An 18304-nucleotide genomic window follows, 5' to 3' on the forward strand; every position below is an offset into this window, starting at 1 on the left:
GACAGCTCGGAAGGATCCTTCAACCGATCACTTTGGCTTTAACTGATCGGCATTACAACTAAGTGAGCTCTTTTTTTATTATCTATATCTTGCTATCAATGGAGTTATCTAGGAATCAGACCCGATTAACCAAAGATGAAGCTGTATAGGAAGCCTGCACCCATCGCCATGCTTAGGATAACGAATAGGAATGCCGCAATCATTTGGTTCTTGAAGATTGATTTAAGCAGGATAACTTCCGTCAAACTTGCACCCGCACTACCAATGATCAATGCCATAACCGAACCTAGCGCCATACCTTTTTGTACTAGAGCAGCACTTAGTGGGATTACTGCTTCAGCACGAATGTACAGTGGAATACCAATTACAGCTGCTACAGGAATTGCATACCACATACCTTCACCAGCGTACTGTGCAATTAGGTCTGTAGGAATGAAGCCGTAGATGAATGAACCAATCGCGATACCCATCATTAGGTAAGGGAAAACTTGTTTGAAGTCTTTCCAAGTTGAGAACCAAATTCTCATCCAACGGCTAGGTTCTTTCTTCTCTACGATTTCAGCTGTTGCGCTTCCATCCGCTGAACAGCATGAAACGGTCACTTGTGGCTCTTCTTTTTTCGAATCACAGCAAGACGTTTCTTTTGCCATTACTGGTGCAGGTTCACCACATGCACTTGTACCACATGAAGACTCTACCTTCGCTGGCGCTGCTTTCTTAGGAGCAGAATCACCACAGCTAGTGCCACAGTTTGAAGCAGAACCTGTCGATTCATACGCTTCAGGTTTTACGTAACGCTCAAAGCCAAGCTTCTCAAGTGCGTAACCTGCCACTACCGATACCGTCATTGCTACAAGGAAGTAGAACACCGCGACTTGCCAACCGAAGGTAATCACAAACAAACCAATGATCACTGGGTTCAATAGCGGGCTACCAAATAGGAACACCATCATTGGACCGAAACCCGCTCTTGCACGCAGCAATCCTTTAAGGAAAGGAATGGTAGAACATGAACAGAAAGGTGTAATTGCACCCAATAGTGCAGCAACCACATACCCCTTACCATTACGTGAGCTCAGGATAGATTGAATCTTTTCTGGTGTAAGGAACTCTTGCAGAATCCCAACAATGTAGCTGATCGCTAAGAAAAGGATAATTAGCTCTACTGCTAAGAAAGCGAACATATCAAGTGCGTCTTTTAGCATTGTTAACATTTCATTGCTCATAATTAACTCCAAACTGGATTGAAGGCCGGGCTCTATGAGAAAAGTAACCAACCCTTAATTTCGAATATTCTCGAATTATAGAAATAAACAGCTCCAGATCAAGCTTTATTTCGATAAGAATCGAAATGATTTTCGAAAACACATTTTTTCAATGACTTACACAGCCACCGTTTTTAAATTTGAATTCGACATACATTTCGACTAACATCGAAATTAAATCTTGAGGAGTTAATATGAACTTAGAAGTCGTTGCGAAAGCACTTAAAGAGTTGGGGCACCCTATTCGTCTAACTATTTATAAGAGTGTCGTTAAAGCTGGCTACCAAGGCATTGCAGTTGGCGGCCTACAAGAAGAGCTAGGCATTCCCGGTTCTACCTTGTCTCACCACATATCCAGCTTGGCGTCTGCGGGCCTAATCAGCCAAAGACGAGAAGGAAGAACTCTATTCTGCGTGGCGGAGTATGAATGCCTAGAAGGTGTGATTGATTTCTTACAAGACGAGTGTTGCGTAAATGAACAGTGCAACTAATGCACCTTTGAACAAGGCAACTTTGAATAAGGCACCTTTGAAGCTCGAGCAAGTCTGGGCCGAGTATCAGCAAGCATTAAAGTCATTCCTGCATTCAAAGGTCAACAATACCGCCGATGTAGACGACTTGCTCCAAGATATCTTGATTAAGACCTATCAGAACTTAGATAAGGTACAAGATGCGAGCAGTGTTAAGGCTTGGCTGTTCCAGTTAGCCAACAACACCATTATCGACTTCTACCGAAAGCATGCACGCCAACAACGCGATAGCCAAATTGATGCTGAAGATCTGTGGTTTACCGATTTAGACCACGACTCTGAATTTAAGCAGAAGCTTTCATTGTGTATCGAACCTTTTATTCAAGCACTGCCAGAAAAAAGTTCATCGCTACTGCTTGCCGTCGACATCAAAGGCCAAAGCCAGAAAGAGATCGCAGAGGCGCAAAATATCAGCTACTCAACCGTTAAGTCTCGTGTTCAGAAAAGCCGCGGGGATCTTAAGAACTTGTTTGAAGAGTGCTGTAACCTGTCACTCGATCAACAAGGCAATGTGATTGATTGCGAGCTTAAGCCAGACAACGATTGCAGTAAGTGCTAATAGCCATCCCTAAAATAGAACAAAGCCAGCAATTGATGCTAGCTTTGTTGTTTTCATAATCTGCAAATCACGCTTTGCTTAAGCGAATCTAATGCTTAAGCGAACCTAGTGCTTGATCGTACCGAACTACGCCGCTTCCGCTTTAACAACTGGTTGATAGCGCCCCGGTTTATGGTTCATCGCCAAAATCAAGTTGGTGACGATTGCGCCCAGTACAGACAACAGAACCAGCGACACATCAACGATAAACAGTGAAAGCACAACAATCGTACAATCTAGTGCCATCTGAACCTTACCCGCTCGAATACCAAAACGTTCTTGTAAGAACAGCGCCAGAATGTTGAAGCCACCTAAGCTCATTTTATGACGGAAGATCACCAACATGCCGGTACCAATCAAGCCACCACCAAGTAAAGCTGCATACAATGCATGAATTTCGGCAATTTGAATCACGTGATACAAGTGATCCACGGCGAACGAAACAATCGAAACCGCGATAAACGTATTGATGGTGAAGCGCCAGCCCATACGAGCAACCGACAAAATATAGAAAGGTAAGTTAAGTGCGAAGAACACTTGGCCAAAGCTCAAATCTGTCACTTTGGTAATGAAGATCGCTAGACCAGCCGTGCCTCCGGTGAGCAAACCGACTTGATTGAAAAAGATAACGCCGAGTGACACTAGCGCGCTACCTAAGATCAGTGCCAGTAAGTTTTCGCGAAGGTTATGATCTTTATCCATGTGAATGACTCTCCCTGAATCTTTTAACATCGCGTTTCAGTCCCGTTGAAACGATTGAAGTACAAATTTACGATGTTTAACAGATAAGTCGAGTAATTGCGCAGTGTTACTGAGTGATTAATTTGTATACTCGTTTTTACAGGCTTTAAAATACTTCACTAAAGCAAGCAGTTATATCTAAAAAATCAAATATCCATCCTAAATTCTCCGCTTCTACCACATAATCAGCCAGCTTCGTGTTTTCCTATTTATTAGCTACGTTTCATTCCAATTCCAGCGATGCTTAAATCTATGCATAAAACGCATAGACTAAATCACAAAAGGTCATTTGATACATACCCTACTCGTCATTATGATGCGCGACTTCTTACAACATTGAGCGCATGTAAACACCTTATGTTTTCACAATCTCTTTTTGCCCAACTCGCCAGAATGACGCTATTCCTTGTTATTAGTTTGGTAATTGTGCATCACAGTCAGCCATTGATTGATCTCTTGGCTCAGCATGCCGTTAGCAGTGGATGCCACCAGCAGTCAGCGCATGAGCATTCCGGGCACGAACACCATAATAAGATGACTGACCAACACATGTCAGCGCAAGACCACTCACATCACCACCATTAATTTAAGAGTATTAGAATGAGCATTTTCCGTTTTCCTTTACTGGTATGGCTTGGGATCGGCACACTTATTATCAGTCTAGGGATCAGACAATCATTCGGCATTTTCATGATGCCAATTTCAGAGCATTTCGGCACCGGCCGCGAGTTTTTCAGCTTCGCCATTGCTCTACAAAACCTGCTGTTCGGTGTGTTCCAGCCTTTTGTGGGCATGGCCGCTGACAAATGGGGAGCAAGACGCATCATTATTGCTGGCGCATGTGCTTACGGTTTGGGTTTACTTCTTACCTCAATGTCTACCGAATCAAGCATGCTTTACGTTTCACTAGGCGCATTAGTTGGCCTTGGATTGAGTGCGACGAGCTATGTGATCGTGTTGGGCGCGGTAGCAAAAGTAGTACCTGCAGAGCACGCAGCGAAGGCATTTGGTTTAACCACAGCAGCAGGTTCATTTGGTATGTTCGCGGTAATTCCGGGCGCGCAATACATGTTGAACGAATTTGATTGGCAAAGTGCGATGCAAGTCTTTGGCGTGCTTTGTTGTTTGATGATCTCATTTGCACTGTTTATGCGAGCACCGAAGTCAGCAACCAATAAACAAGTAGAAGACACCCAGACACTGAAAGAAGCACTGTCTGAAGCATTTTCGAACAAAAGTTATTGGTTGATTCATGCGGGCTTCTTCGTGTGTGGTTTCCACGTGATGTTCATTGCGACGCACTTACCAAGTTACTTAGCCGACAAAAACCTACCAGCAAGCAGCGCAGCAATGGCACTGGCTTATGTAGGTATCTTCAACATCTTCGGGTCTTACTTCTGGGGTGTGATGGGCGATAAGTTCAGCAAACGTCATGTAATGTCGGCACTGTACTTAGTGCGTACTGTAGTTATTGGTGCGTTTGTGACTTTGCCAGTGACTGAGTCAACCGCAGCTATCTTCGGTGCGGCGATTGGTTTCTGTTGGTTGGGTACGGTTCCGCTAACGTCTGGTTTAGTTCGTCAGATCTTCGGTGCTCGTTACCTGTCGACGTTGTACGGCTTGGTATTCTTTACTCACCAAGTGGGTAGCTTCTTAGGCGCTTGGGTTGGTGGTCGTATTTACGATTACTACGGTTCTTACGAGCCAATCTGGTGGTCAACGGTGGTACTGGCATTTGCAGCAGCACTGATCCATTTGCCTATCAATGACAAGCCGATTGAGCGACTGAAATTGGCAATGGCTTAGCGTTTAACGCTGACTCCCCCAACAGCAAAAATCGATAAGCAATCCAATAAGAGAGTGGATATTGAAAGGAGCACATCCTGAGATATTCGCTCTCTTTTTTATTGGCCGTTGTAATCGAAATTATAACTAGCGAAACTTGCATAAACCTCACTGAATAATAAGACTATTCTTTTCGTTTTAATTTATAGTATTCACTTGCTCCTTTAAAACTAATCCGCAGGCTTATGGAATACCTAGATCAGACCGCCCTTATCGCAATGGCACTCATTTTTGCAGGCTCATTTGTGCAAACCGCAATCGGCTTTGGTTTGGCCATTGTGGCTGCCCCACTGCTGTTTTTGGTTTCACCAGACTATGTACCTGCGCCTATCTGTTTAGTTGGCCTGTTCATCTCTTTATTCAACGCCTTTAAACACCGTGCAAACATTTCTATTGGCGGATTAAAAATCGCATTACTAGGACGCATTCCAGGCTCACTAGCAGGCGGTGCCTTGTTGGTGATGGTTTCAACGAGCGTGTTGTCACTTTGGTTAGGTTTATTAGTGGTATTTGCAGTGATTGTCAGCTTGCTTCCGTTTAGGTTAGAGCCGACGCCTGCCAAAATGGGCATCGCGGGATTTTTCTCAGGATTCTTTGGCACCAGTTCAGGTATTGGTGGCCCGCCGATGGCGCTACTGCTACAGCACCAAGATGCCAATCAACTTCGTGGCAACTTGTCTGCCTTTTTTGTCTTTAGTTCAATCATTTCGTTGATTGTTCAGATCCCAATTGGCTTCTTCACTATGCACCATTTGATCATCACCATACCTTTGCTGCCTGCTGCTTGGTTGGGTTACAAAGTGGCGTTAATGACCACGCAAAGCATTCCTAAAGAGAAGATACGTATTGGTTCTTTACTGTTATGTTCTATCAGTGGCTTTACTGCCATTTGGCAAGGCTTAGCTGGTTAGTATAGAGATAACGTAAGTACTGAAGGTTGCTTACGTTTTGTAACTATTTTGATGACAGCTCACTCATCTCGATAAGCAAGCTCATATGACTGACTAGTGACGTTATCCATTATGCTCAAATACCCTAATGCGGCGCCTTATTTAAGCTTTAAAGTCAGTACCACACTGTCGTAAACATCTCTATCTGGCGGTAACGATTCCCTCTCATTCACCATCAATGAACCATCAATGAACCATTACTGCATAAACCATTTTTTCATGAGCTTTTTGTATACAGAGCTGAGACTGTTCAAATCAGGCTGAATGTTCAATTGGTAGCGTAGTCCTATTCATAATACGTCTATATACTGCATATTCATTAAGCAGGAAAATGAACACATTCAGTATTAAGGACTTTCAAATGAAACAACTTGGGTTTAAGCAAGTTCTTTTAGTCGCCGTATCAGCAATAATTGCAATAAGTGTAGGCTCAGCCAACTATTTTTCATATCAGAGCAATAAGGAAGCACTGACTGAGAATATTTATCAGAGCACACAAGACCGTATTCGCATTGAAGGGAATAAGGTTGAGACTTACCTAGAAGCAAAAACACAAGCAGTAGCAAAAGTAGCTGCTGATTATCGTCAACATAATTATCAAGATAGACACGCCGAGCGAATGCGCGTGGGCTCATTAGGTGCTGATGTCGCGAACTTAATGATAGGTTTTGACAATGGCGATGCTTATGCCTCATTCGATTACCCGGGCTGGGATAATCACAAAAGCCCATCAAGCTACGACCCTCGCAGTAAAGCTTAGTACAAAGAAGGTAAGCGTTCAGGAAGCCTTGTATATACAGACCCATATACAGACTCCACAACAGGTACCTTAATGGTGAGCATTGGTAAAGATGTTGGTAACGGTGTGGTATTGGCAGACATTCCACTCGATGTTCTAAGTGACACTGTCTCTGAAATCGACCTCAACGGTGCTATTTCGATGATGATGACCAATGACATGACGGTGCTGGCTAGCACATCCAATGTGGTTAAGGTGGGCACTAAATTAACGGATTACGCTTCTTTGAAAGACGTTGCAAAAAAAGCACAAAATTCAGAAAGCACAATCGTTAATTATAGTATCAACGGCGTTGAAAAAGTGATGTTCAGCCATGCGGTTAGCTATGGTGATAAAGAGTGGTACCTACTTGTTGGATTAGACAAAAGCGTCGTATTCGCAGCGCTAGAAGTCGCTCAGCAGCAAGCAATTATGATCACGATTGTCTACCTATTGATCAGCGTAGTTGCCACGTTATTCATTCTCAATATTCTTTACAAACCCATCCTAGCGTTGAAAGAAACCATTACAGGGCTATCAAATGGTGATGGTGATTTAACTCAGAGACTCGAAGTAAAGAAACACGATGATTTAGGGCAAATCGCATCTGGTGTAAACCAATTCATCGAGCATATACAAGACTTGATGCTAAAGATTGACGCAGCATCGTCTGAACTGAAAGAAAATGTGCAGCAACTTGAACATAAATCAGATGAAAATAACCACATTTTGAATCAGCACGTGCAAGAAACTGAACAAATTGTCACTGCCATTGAAGAAATGAGTTCAACAGCTGACGCCGTTGCCCAAAATGCAGGTGAAACGGCGCAATCAACTAAAGTCGCGTCCGATATCGGGGAGCAATCACTCAATGCTGTCGGTGATGCTCAAATGAAGGTTAATGCACTAGTTTCTGAGATAGAGAACACATCATCGAACCTAGAAAGCATGAGCCAGAAACTAAAGGGATCAGTGATATTTTGACAGTGATTGGTGAAATCGCTGAACAGACCAATCTCCTTGCGTTAAATGCAGCGATTGAAGCCGCACGAGCGGGCGAGCAAGGTCGTGGGTTTGCAGTAGTAGCTGATGAAGTGAGAGCCTTAGCGAGTCGAACACAAGCGAGTACACAACAGATTGAACAAGCGCTGACTCGTTTGCTTTCAGTGAACAAGAATGTTGAAGAGTCTATGAATAAGACGAAAGGGACTTGTGACGAAACATTTAATAACACCGAGAAAGTGGGCAGCAGCTTAAATGAGCTAACGTCACAAGTAACGGGTATCAATGACCTAAGCATTCAAATTGCAACGGCCGCAGAAGAGCAAAGCAGCGTCACTCAGGAAATTAGTCGTAACATGGTGGCTCTGAGTGACATTGTAAATGAACTCAACAAAAATGGAGATCAAGCTTTGGTGCAAACCAACAATATCTCCCAAGTAAACGAACGACTGGCATCAATGGTTGGTATGTTTAAACTGCGTTAATTCATACTAAAACAGTTATTTAAAATGAAACTTGTAGTGTGTAGCGGTTATGATTTCAAATATCGTCTATGGTTTTTCAATAGCAGTCATCGTTTAAAATAGCCGCCTTCTCCGAAGGCGGTTTTTTATTCCTCTCTCTCAAAAGCCCCACTATTGCTCTTCTAGGCAAGTTTATTACTCATTTGCTACCTCTTAGAAACATCGGTAACAAAGGTTCTATTCTTTGCGTCGGAATCAGTGGCACCAATAGGTAGATCAAACCGGCAAAGGCGATAGACGCAGCTAAGTCTTCAGGGCGGTGCATACCAAGCCAAACACGACTATAAGCAACGCCACCAGCCCAAACTAGCAAACCGCCAACTAAGTAAAAACGTTTCGCTTCTAGGAACAAGCCGCCAAAGAACGCCAGACACACGCCAACGAAAATCATGTGCCCAGATGGGAAAGAATAGTCAGTCTCACCCAACCAGTGACGCGTTCGCCACTCACTCACCTTATCTTTCACAGATGCAATCGCTGCGTTCTTTTCTACCAATGGCAGTTCGTAAAACAGCTCTGGCATGTCAACGACTTCTTGCGTCACCAAATACTCAGAATAAGGACGCGGGCTTTCTGTAGAGTGCTTTAAGAAAGTTTTTGCTGCAAAGCTGAGAACCAACAACAAGCCGAGCTGCAGACAAAGGCTGACGAGCTTAGCTTTGGAAAATTTCATCGTGAGCAATACCAAAGACAAAACAGCTAGCGTTACCAAGAATCCTTGATTACCCGCCGAGTAAGTCACAAACGTTATGAAGGCGCCTTGGAAAGGCGAAACCGCAGCCCCAAGGTCAAAATTAGATCCAAAGATCAAAAACGGTACGAGAGAAGACAAACTTAAAACGAGCAGTAATAAGCCTTTGGATTTGTTAGAGAACGGAGATGTCATGACTAAGATCTTTTGGATAAAGTGGATGGATGCTAGCGCAGCTTAGCACTGCCAATATCAATTTTATGTCAAAACGGTCATTAAGCCGTCATGGTCTAACAATGTTCGATTGATGAACCTCTTGAGTATTGATTCAGTGAACGGCCAGGCCAGCACCAATAATGTTCGACATACACTGATGTTCATAGAGCAACAAAGACCACTCAAACCAGCTGAGACAAAGGCATTATCCCACTAAAGACTGCCGGACACGTTCTGCTGATAAAGTGAACACTTACCCGATTATAAGGCTGGAATCTGAAAAACTTTGCTGTCAGTCCTTTAAATCCACTATTGAAAGGATTACCATCTGGTCTGCTTTCAAAGCAAAACAGATTATTAATTTTTATTCTCAGGGCGGGGCGAAATTCCCCACCGGCGGTATGTTTTTAGCAAAATCTAAAGATAAGCCCGCGAGCGCTCGATTCGTCGAGGTCAGCAGATCTGGTGAGATGCCAGAGCCGACGGTCATAGTCCGGATGAGAGAGAATGAAAACACACTCGTTTAAGTTGGAAAGGTGTACCTATTTATTAGGTTCATGCCTCCAACTTAGACGGGTGCATTTCGTTTTGGATAAAACCATAATGAGCTAATACCAATCACAGTAAATAAATGATCAGAGATAGCACAGGAAAAACGCTTGAGAACAAGGCAAAATTTTTCGATAAGTAGTTATTCTACAGTCAAAAATTTTAACGCCGTTATCAAGGGTTTTAACCAGCTAGAATGACCAGTTGTTTACTACGATTGGTACAAGTCGACTTGTAATGAGTCTGCTTTGTTGTGCTCGGTTGAGATCCCTCATACAGCCCTGATTCTGGTGATATTTTAGGAGTTTAACCATGAATCAGTCTTCACTACTTGCCGAATTTGGCGAACCAATCACTCGCGTTGAAAACGCACTGCAAGCTCTACGCGAAGGTCGTGGCGTACTTTTACTTGACGATGAAGATCGCGAGAACGAAGGCGACATCATCTACTCAGTAGAACACCTAACTAATGCGCAAATGGCGCTTATGATCCGAGAATGCAGCGGTATTGTGTGCTTATGCTTAACAGACGAGCAAGCGAACCAACTTGAACTTCCACCTATGGTTGTTGATAACAACAGCGCAAACCAAACTGCGTTTACCGTCACTATCGAAGCAAAAGTCGGCGTAACAACAGGTGTTTCTGCCGCTGACCGTGTAACAACGATCAAGACAGCAGCAAACCCAACGGCTAAGCCTAGTGACCTAGCTCGCCCTGGCCACGTATTCCCACTGCGTGCGCGTAAAGGTGGTGTACTAGCTCGCCGCGGTCACACAGAAGGTACTGTGGATCTAATGCAAATGGCAGGTCTTCAATCGGCAGGTGTACTGTGTGAAGTTACCAACCCAGACGGCACGATGGCAAAAGCGCCAGAGATCGTTGCTTTCGGTAAAATGCACAACATGCCTGTACTGACCATTGAAGATATGGTGATGTACCGCACTGAGTTCGACCTAAAACTGGCTTAATGTTTAATATTTAATGCTTAATGCTTAATGCTTAGTGCTTAGTGCTTAGTATCCCGATATTAACTCAAGCGCATTGACCTAAACAGATCTAGGCTCACCAATGGAGCCAAGCTTATTTTAAACAGGGCATAGTGACTGTCACTCAAACAGCTTTTACAGCTGACTGATACCGTCCAATAAAGCCTGTTAGAATCAGAACCGCATACAAAAATTAGAGCCTCACTGATTTAAGTGGGGCTTTTTTCATACTCACTGTCCGATAAAAAACCGAGCCAATTAGCAACTATTATCATTAACAACACACAACTGTTATGTTATAACATCGCAAATAATTACTCATAACTAGGACAAAAGCATGAAAAAGCTTGCCGCACTGGCGTTACTTTCCATCAGTGCACTACTCATATGGATATTTTTACCATCAAAAGAAACACAACCAACAACGCTAAACATTTCTGGCCCCTTTGAATTTACCGACCAAGATTTATCTAAAAACGGCTATTTATTTACACGGTTACAAGTCGTTGAAGCGCTTACTGCTATCGATAAGTCAGGCAACGTCACCCCTTTATTAGCGAAAGAATGGACAACTAACGCAAACAATTTACGCTGGGAATTCACATTGCGCCCAGACGTTGTGTTCCACGATGGCTCCCCGCTTACCGCGCAAGCTGTTCAAACTTCTCTTTCTCACGCTTTAAAAAAACCTGGCGTATTAAAGCGTGTACCTATCAAAGAGGTATCAGCTTCAGACAACCTTCTAGTGATAGAACTATCTCAACCTTATCGACCATTGCTGGCAGTGTTAGCTCATTACACAGCAGCGATTGCAGCACCAAGTTCGTTTGATCAACAAGGAAATGTTGCACAACTGAGTGGTACAGGTCCTTATAAAATCCAAGAGTTACAAGCTCCTCATAAAGCGCATGTTGTCAAAAATGCTGACTACTGGGGCACAAAAGCCTCGATTGAACATGTTCACTACCTTGCAGGTCATCGCTCTGAAAGCCGTGCTTTGTTAGCACAAACCGGTCAAGCCGATCTGGTTTACACACTCGACCCAGCCAGTATCGACCTGCTTGAGTCAGCAAAGAATGTTGAATTGGTGATGGAGTCCATCCCAAGAACGATCCTAATTAAGTTGAATAATGAACACCCACTTTTGAATCATTCAGATGTGCGTCAAGCTATCAGTCTAGCTTTGGACCGAACGGGTATTTCAAAACAAATTGTCCGCGTTCCAGGCTCTGAAGCCTATCAACTGTTTGCCCCTTCTCTTGGCGCATGGCACATCAATAACCTTGAGCAAACTCAGCGCAATATCGACCAAGCGAAAACATTACTTGCAGGGCAAGGTTGGCAGGAAAATGAGGAAGGTCTCCTTTCGCGAGAAGGCAAAGCATTCGATATTACTTTAACTACCTACTCAGACAGACCAGAGCTGCCTATCGTAGCTACCGCGATTCAAGCTCAGCTTAAAGAAGTCGGCATTCAAGTGAATGTTTCTATCGATAACTCAAGTGCAATTCCATCAAAGCACAAAGACGGCACATTAGAAATGGCGCTCGTGGCGCGTAATTTTGGCACTACGGCGGATCCCCTAGCCTTACTGATGCGAGATTTTGCTAGCCATAAAGGCAGTGACTGGGGACCAATGAACTGGTCTTCTGATGAGTTCAGCAGCTTACTTCAACGTCTATCGGTTGAACCAAACCAAGAACAATATAATCTAATGACTCAAGAAGCTTCATCCATATTAGCGGAAGAAATGCCGCTGATTCCTGTGACTTTCTACACTCAATTAGTCGCGGTGAATGAACGTGTTAACCACTTCTCATTTGACCCATTTGAAATCAACTATCGTATCTCAGAGATGACGATTAATGATTAATATCTTAATCCGAAGAGTACTCCAAGCCGGCTTTGTGGCTTGGAGTATCGGAACACTCACTTTCATTTTAATGCGCTTGTTACCCGGCGACTTTGCTTTTCGAATTGCAGCGGGTCGTTATGGGTACGATTATGTGGATGCAGATGCGGCACAAGCGGTTTACCAAGAGCTAGGGCTTGATCGTTCGGGCTTGCAGCTATACCTCGAATGGCTATGGGATCTTCTTCATTTTGATTTGGGAACATCATTGATCAGCGGTGCACCTGTGATTAATGAAATCAGCCACCAGCTCGGTCACTCGCTTTTATTGGCCGTCGTCGCGACTGTCATTTCTCTTTTCATTGCCATCCCAATCGGTATTTATTGTGGAAAACGGACCGACTCTTTTGCAGACAACTTCTCACTATTAGGTTCTATCATCCTAAGAGCTCAGCCAGTCTTTCTTATTGGTTTGGCCTTGGTGATTATCTTTGCGTTACAGCTGAATTGGCTTCCTGTGGCAGGCTTTGGTCGAGTCGAGTTTATCGTTCTGCCCGCCCTCGCCTTAGCACTATCGCTGGCTGCAATGTCTAGTCGCCTTATAAGAAATGCCACTCATGATGCCATCACAGCACCGCACTTTTTATTCGCTCGTTTAAAAGGACTCAGTGAGGCGCAAGCTTTTCAGCATCACGCTCATAAACACATCGCTTTACCTGTTATTACTTTTGTTGGTGTTCAAGCAACCGGGTTAATTGAAGGGATCATTATGATCGAGTCATTATTCTCTTGGCCGGGTATTGGTCACGCGTTAGCGCATGCGATTTTCCGTAGAGATATACCAATGATTCAAGGTTCTGCTTTGCTAATGGGGCTTCTATTTGTGGTCATCAATACCTTAGTCGATCTTGTTAACTACCAATTGGATCCAAGGCAACGCGCGAATAAAACTTCAGGTTTATTTTCAAAATTCGCGCCTAATAGACCACAAGAAGAATCCGAAAAAAAGAAGGTTAAGATCGTATGAATTTAACAAAGCCGCAATGGTTAGGTCTGATTATCTTAGCCGCCTTATTATGCGTAGTCATGCTAGAACGGACTGTCTATCAAGGTGATATTGCCAAGCAAAATTTAGACCTTGCATTCACAACGCCTTCTGTCGAAGAACCTTTAGGCAGAGACCATTTTGGACGCAGTAATCTAGCGAGATTAAGCCACGCCATTAGCACCTCACTTTCCATGGCATTAATCAGTATTACCACGGCTGCGTTGTTAGGGACGTCAATGGGAGTAATAGCCGGCTGGAAACAAGGATGGTGGGATAAAATCTTTTCATTCAACGTGAACATGATACTCGCCATGCCCGGCTTAATTCTTGTTTTACTTTTTGCGGCAATGGTTCCTGGATCATTCCTTATTCTATATATCGCCATATCGCTCATGCTGTGGGTGGATTTTTTCCGCGTGTCACGCAACCGAACGTTGTCACTCATTCAGTCACCTGCAGTAGAAGCGTCTCGGCTTTATGGGTTCAACCACTGGTATATATTCAAGCGTCACTTATGGCCTGATTGCCGAAATGATTTATTCACCCTGTTCTGTTTTGGTACGGGTAATTCAATACTGGCACTCGCGTCTTTAGGCTTTCTGCATGTTGGGCTCAAGCCGCCAGAAGCTGAGCTCGGCTTAATGATGGTTGAACTATTCCGTTACTACCACCAAGCCCCTTGGGTTTTGATTCAACCGGTACTGACCGTTTTTCTTCTGGTATTAAGCTTTCATTTATTAGCTCAAGGAAAACGTCACACGCAATCCTCAAAAAACCATGCGCATAATGAACCAAGATCTAAACAAGAAAAACTGCAACTAGGTAAACAAGCGGATAAGGGAGTAACAGCATGAACGCAATGTTAAAAATTGAAAACCTGTCGATTCATACTGATACTCAAACCTTAGTCCAGAGCTTAAGTTTAGATTTATATCCTCAGCGTCCGCTCACCATTTTGGGAGAAACAGGCGCGGGGAAAAGCCTAATCGCGGCAGCTATCGCCGGCACATTACCTGATGCCTTAAAACCAGAGGGCGACATTACTTTGTTTGATGAGCTTAACCCTTTAAATCGAGAACGGTTTTGGGGCAAAGAAATAGCTTTGCTACCTCAAGAACCTTGGTTAGCACTCAATCCGCTTCGGACTATAGGATCGCAGATAAGCGAAGTTCATAAGCTGGTTTTAAACGAAGGTCGTTCCCAGAGTGACACACTCACCCATCATGCACTTCAACAAATGGATCTGGGCAAAGATGGAGATAAACACCCATTTGAACTCTCGGGCGGAATGGCGCAACGTGCTGCGTACTTATGTGCGACACAAGCTGGAGGCAAACTGTTAATTGCCGATGAACCCACAAAAGGCTTAGACGAAAGCCGACGTGATCACGTTGGGCAACTTCTCCTTTCTCACTGCCAACAACTTGAAAATGGCAAACCCGGTGGCCTGCTCACCATCACTCACGACATTAAGCTGGCTAAAATGTTAGGTGGTGACATCATTGTAATGAAAGAAGGGGCAATTGTTGAAAGGGGAGACGCTAAAGCCATTTTAGATCAGCCACAAGCGGCCTACACAAAAGCGCTAATACAAGCGCAACCTGAGTATTGGTCTCTTGATCAGCCAACTTCCTCGCAACCTTCAAATAAATCAAATAGTCACGCTAGTCCCTCAGAGGTTGGTATACAAAGCGGGCAGAAGCCATTGCTTGAAGTTGAAAGTTTAGCTATTTACCGCGATCAAAGAACACTCTTTTCAGATCTCACGTTCTCATTATCACAAGGTGAAATACTGGGAGTTTATGGTGACAGCGGATGCGGGAAATCTTCTCTCGCCGATACTTTACTAGGGTTGCATCACGACTTTTCCGGCAATATCGACTGGCTTCAAAAAATCGAAAAAGGACAACGCCTTAAGCTTTACCAAGATCCACCCAGTGCGCATTCTCCTCACACAACACTAAAAACGTTACTTAATGACTTATGTGCGCTTCACAAGCTAAATCGCTCCAAGATACCCGTACTTCTAGATAGATTGAGCCTTGATTCTGCATTGCTTGAGCGTCCTTCAAGCCAAGTATCCGGAGGAGAATTACAGAGGTTCGCCATTTTACGAGCGCTAATGATGAGCCCAAAACTGTTAATTGCAGATGAACCCTCATCACGATTAGACCCTATCACTGCAGCACAAACGCTAAGGTTAATTGTTGAAGTATCGAAAGAAGCTAATTGCGGCCTAATTTTGATCAGCCATGATCAACTGGCTCTGAGTAAGCTATGCAATAAAGTGATCGACTTATCGCGCTATTGATTTATCTAGCTATTGATTTCTGGATCGATCGACTTATTGGGCTATCGACCTAAACGAGCTTCGCGGTTATCTGTCTTCTCAGTGGTACATTCGCCGTAAATCTTTAGTCATACCTTCACTATCTACTCACTGAATGTACATCTCTGTGTAACCCAATCTGACTAACCTTGCATAAGAGGTTAGCCAGATTGTAGCTATTTGTGCTTCAGCCATAGCAAAGTCTAGAAACTATAAAAACCTCTAACCTCTTCTATCGCACTCACTCGAATGGTGAGGTGATGCACCAGTATTGGTCATCCACAAGCGGGCTTAAAACATAAGTCGTTGAAATATAATGTTTATCAATTTTGGCACAAATCGTGAACTACCACTAAGTAGGTATTCAGATATTAGGAGTTGAATATGTTGGTCGTTATTTCAGTGGGTTTATCCCTATTAGTACTTGCAGCGCTGTTTCATTTCTCAAAGAAGAGACAAACAGCGCTATCACACCGGTTTGAAACCTTAGTTCTACTCAGACAGTTATTGTTGCTATCACGCAAACATCGCGCGGCAACGCATTATGCTCTGGCGTATCAATTGACGAGCGACTCAATTCGAAAAGTGAATAAGATTTACGACAACATACTTGAGGTGTCTGAATTGCTTCAATCTCATGTGTCGTTTGACAGCCGTCCGATGTATCGCATTTATCATCTCAAACTCATCGCTATGCACAATGACTGGCAAAACCGTAGCTTAGTACGTAATCAATCGATTCATGGAAAAACGATTCGTCACAGCATGTTCTTGATGGATGAAGTGATGATCATTTGGTTGATTCAGTCTGAACGAGAAGACATGAGCCGTGAGTACCACATGAACTGGCAACAGATCTTGGATTGCATGGAGATCCTTACCAAGTTGAGAATGGCCATCCCTGGGATAGAAAAGGCGGATATGGAGAAGCCTGAGGAGTATGCGAGATTCAAATTCTACGCATCTCAGACACACCGCAAACTCAACCAATTATCGATTATCTGCCCTATCAGCAGTGGGTCACCCATTTGTACACGTGCGATGCATGCACTTACCGAGATCGCATCAAGCACTGAAGCGACCCAACCAGCAGATAGCATGTACGAGTTAACCAGTGATATCTCTACTGTGGTATCGCAAGTCTACGACCAAGTATTATCAGACATTACCAAAAGCTTGTATCAGCCTTTACCTAGCATCAACGATAAGGCGATAAACACCCGATTATCCGTACATCATTACATGTAAAGACTTCGTGAGAGGAGAGCGTGCTGGAACTCTGAATTATTGAGTTCAAATCCGATATCACCTTTGATATCGGATTTTTGTATTTATGAGCTTATATATTTATTTGGTTCTATTTTAGGACGAGACAAGTTATGAGCGATGTAAGCTTAAACGTCTCCAGATTTGATATCGCTAGACCAAGCTTCTGCTGCAAAATCAATGAACTGACGAACAACAGGCAGCTGATAACTGCGAGACAAGTACACCGCCCAAAGCACGCTACTCGGTGAAACAAAATCATCCAAAATTCGTTTCAACTTCCCTTCTGCAATCAACGGATTCGCTAAATCACAAGGTAATCGAACAACCCCTTTGCCATGCTGTGCGGCGCGAGCTAACACCCCAACATCATTGGCCTTAATAGTCCCCGACACCTCAACCGAATAATGTTGGTTATCCTTAACAAAATCCCACTTAGAGACACTCAAATGACGAAAACAATTGTGTTGTCTAAGCGCTTCAACCGTTTCAGGTTCACCGTGTTTGTCTAGGTAGTCTTGTGAGGCACACACCACCGAATCAATTTCCATTAGCTTTCGAGCAATCAAACTATCGTCAGGTTGATCGGTATAGCGCAGCGCAATATCGATTCTATCATCCACCAGCTGAGCAAAATGGTCAGAAGCAAATAGCTCTACCGTGATACTGGGATGAAGCTCTGTGAACTGTTCAACCACACTCAACAGCATATGTTGAGTCAAGCCAATTGGGGCTGCTATTCGAATGGTTCCGGAAAGAGCATCGGTTTGATTAAGTGCAGTGACTTCTAGCTCCGCCGTTTCATGGAGTATTTTTTCGCAACGTTGTAGCGCAATCTCCCCTGCTGTCGTCAAACTGACCTTACGAGTCGTTCTGTGCAGAAGCCTTTGTTTTAACCACCCTTCGATCTCTTGAACATGCCGTGAAACCTGTAAACGGCTCATGTCCAAATGCTCTGCTGCTTGAGTAAAACTGGCGCAATTTGCGACTTCAACAAAGCTACGCATCGCCGTCAACCTGTCCATCACACTCTCCCTTACCGACTTAACCAAGCCTATTAGATAACTGTATAGATACAATCTACATCATTTCACGATATTTATCGCAATCTAGTGAGCTATTAGACTGCAATG

General features: G+C 43.7%; 18 protein-coding genes and 1 riboswitch. Of the genes, 14 read left to right on the forward strand and 4 right to left on the reverse strand.

The features are described from left to right. Positions 1–125: 125 nt before the first annotated feature. Entirely contained in the window at positions 126–1226 is a 1101-nt protein-coding gene (locus AB6E08_RS13430) for a permease (protein ID WP_029225575.1), read from the reverse strand. Positions 1227–1459: 233 nt separating this feature from the next. Between AB6E08_RS13430 and AB6E08_RS13435 the strand changes: the two genes are divergently transcribed. Together AB6E08_RS13435 and sigZ are read left to right on the forward strand one after the other, a co-directional pair. Beyond that, positions 1460–1756, forward strand: a complete 297-nt coding sequence (locus AB6E08_RS13435; RefSeq protein ID WP_004733042.1) for a helix-turn-helix transcriptional regulator — start codon at positions 1460–1462, stop codon at positions 1754–1756. Next, a complete protein-coding gene (sigZ, locus tag AB6E08_RS13440) occupies positions 1740–2354 on the forward strand; it encodes an RNA polymerase sigma factor SigZ (protein WP_017101656.1) in 615 nt (204 codons plus the stop codon). Before AB6E08_RS13435 ends, sigZ begins: the two co-directional genes overlap by 17 nt. Positions 2355–2480: 126 nt before the next feature. Here sigZ and AB6E08_RS13445 read toward each other — a convergent pair whose 3' ends face one another. After that, positions 2481–3095, reverse strand: coding sequence for a YitT family protein (locus AB6E08_RS13445; RefSeq protein WP_017065874.1), 615 nt, complete (start codon positions 3093–3095; stop codon positions 2481–2483). A gap of 396 nt (positions 3096–3491) precedes the next feature. On the opposite strand from AB6E08_RS13445, the gene AB6E08_RS13450 reads away from it, so the two are divergent. From AB6E08_RS13450 to AB6E08_RS13475, 6 genes are all read left to right on the forward strand, one after another. After that, positions 3492–3719, forward strand: a complete 228-nt coding sequence (locus tag AB6E08_RS13450; RefSeq protein WP_080518039.1) for a hypothetical protein — start codon at positions 3492–3494, stop codon at positions 3717–3719. Positions 3720–3734: 15 nt separating this feature from the next. Beyond that, positions 3735–4940 (forward strand): MFS transporter, encoded by a 1206-nt coding sequence (locus AB6E08_RS13455; RefSeq protein ID WP_102250156.1) that lies wholly within the window; start codon positions 3735–3737, stop codon positions 4938–4940. A 224-nt stretch (positions 4941–5164) separates the two neighbouring features. Beyond that, the gene (locus tag AB6E08_RS13460; RefSeq protein ID WP_009846277.1) at positions 5165–5890 is read left to right on the forward strand and encodes a sulfite exporter TauE/SafE family protein; all 726 of its coding nucleotides are present in this window, start codon (positions 5165–5167) and stop codon (positions 5888–5890) included. A 400-nt stretch (positions 5891–6290) separates the two neighbouring features. Then, on the forward strand, positions 6291–6689 hold the full coding sequence (locus tag AB6E08_RS13465; protein ID WP_372064653.1) for a hypothetical protein: 399 nt from the start codon (positions 6291–6293) through the stop codon (positions 6687–6689). Between the two features lie 72 nt (positions 6690–6761). Further along, complete coding sequence (locus AB6E08_RS13470) at positions 6762–7691, forward strand: methyl-accepting chemotaxis protein (protein ID WP_372064655.1); 930 nt, start codon at positions 6762–6764, stop codon at positions 7689–7691. Positions 7692–7693: 2 nt separating this feature from the next. After that, complete coding sequence (locus AB6E08_RS13475) at positions 7694–8194, forward strand: methyl-accepting chemotaxis protein (protein WP_372064676.1); 501 nt, start codon at positions 7694–7696, stop codon at positions 8192–8194. Positions 8195–8372: 178 nt separating this feature from the next. Here the strand turns inward: AB6E08_RS13475 and AB6E08_RS13480 are convergent, their stop codons facing one another. Further along, positions 8373–9119 (reverse strand): phosphatase PAP2 family protein, encoded by a 747-nt coding sequence (locus AB6E08_RS13480; protein WP_009846275.1) that lies wholly within the window; start codon positions 9117–9119, stop codon positions 8373–8375. Positions 9120–9502: 383 nt separating this feature from the next. Then, a riboswitch (FMN riboswitch) is annotated at positions 9503–9653 on the forward strand. A gap of 348 nt (positions 9654–10001) precedes the next feature. On the opposite strand from AB6E08_RS13480, the gene ribB reads away from it, so the two are divergent. The 6 genes from ribB (at position 10002) to AB6E08_RS13510 (ending at position 17153) form a co-directional block, all read left to right on the forward strand. Then, positions 10002–10658: a 3,4-dihydroxy-2-butanone-4-phosphate synthase gene (gene ribB, locus AB6E08_RS13485; RefSeq protein ID WP_017097981.1), complete on the forward strand. Its 657-nt coding sequence runs from the start codon at positions 10002–10004 to the stop codon at positions 10656–10658. A gap of 355 nt (positions 10659–11013) precedes the next feature. Beyond that, complete coding sequence (locus AB6E08_RS13490; RefSeq protein ID WP_017101657.1) at positions 11014–12549, forward strand: ABC transporter substrate-binding protein; 1536 nt, start codon at positions 11014–11016, stop codon at positions 12547–12549. Beyond that, positions 12542–13555, forward strand: coding sequence for an ABC transporter permease (locus AB6E08_RS13495; RefSeq protein WP_017101658.1), 1014 nt, complete (start codon positions 12542–12544; stop codon positions 13553–13555). The genes AB6E08_RS13490 and AB6E08_RS13495 overlap by 8 nt, the downstream gene beginning before the upstream one ends. Then, on the forward strand, positions 13552–14430 hold the full coding sequence (locus tag AB6E08_RS13500) for an ABC transporter permease (RefSeq protein ID WP_017101659.1): 879 nt from the start codon (positions 13552–13554) through the stop codon (positions 14428–14430). Before AB6E08_RS13495 ends, AB6E08_RS13500 begins: the two co-directional genes overlap by 4 nt. Then, the gene (locus AB6E08_RS13505) at positions 14427–15887 is read left to right on the forward strand and encodes an ABC transporter ATP-binding protein (RefSeq protein ID WP_017101660.1); all 1461 of its coding nucleotides are present in this window, start codon (positions 14427–14429) and stop codon (positions 15885–15887) included. The genes AB6E08_RS13500 and AB6E08_RS13505 overlap by 4 nt, the downstream gene beginning before the upstream one ends. Before the next feature lie 402 nt (positions 15888–16289). Next, the gene (locus tag AB6E08_RS13510) at positions 16290–17153 is read left to right on the forward strand and encodes a hypothetical protein (RefSeq protein ID WP_017101661.1); all 864 of its coding nucleotides are present in this window, start codon (positions 16290–16292) and stop codon (positions 17151–17153) included. Between the two features lie 146 nt (positions 17154–17299). Here AB6E08_RS13510 and AB6E08_RS13515 read toward each other — a convergent pair whose 3' ends face one another. After that, positions 17300–18196: a LysR family transcriptional regulator gene (locus AB6E08_RS13515; RefSeq protein WP_029225576.1), complete on the reverse strand. Its 897-nt coding sequence runs from the start codon at positions 18194–18196 to the stop codon at positions 17300–17302. Between the last annotated feature and the right edge of the window lie 108 nt (positions 18197–18304).

Origin of the sequence: Vibrio sp. 10N.247.310.24, assembly GCF_041467175.1 — a bacterium.
GTDB classification, from domain to species: Bacteria; Pseudomonadota; Gammaproteobacteria; order Enterobacterales; family Vibrionaceae; genus Vibrio; species Vibrio tasmaniensis_A.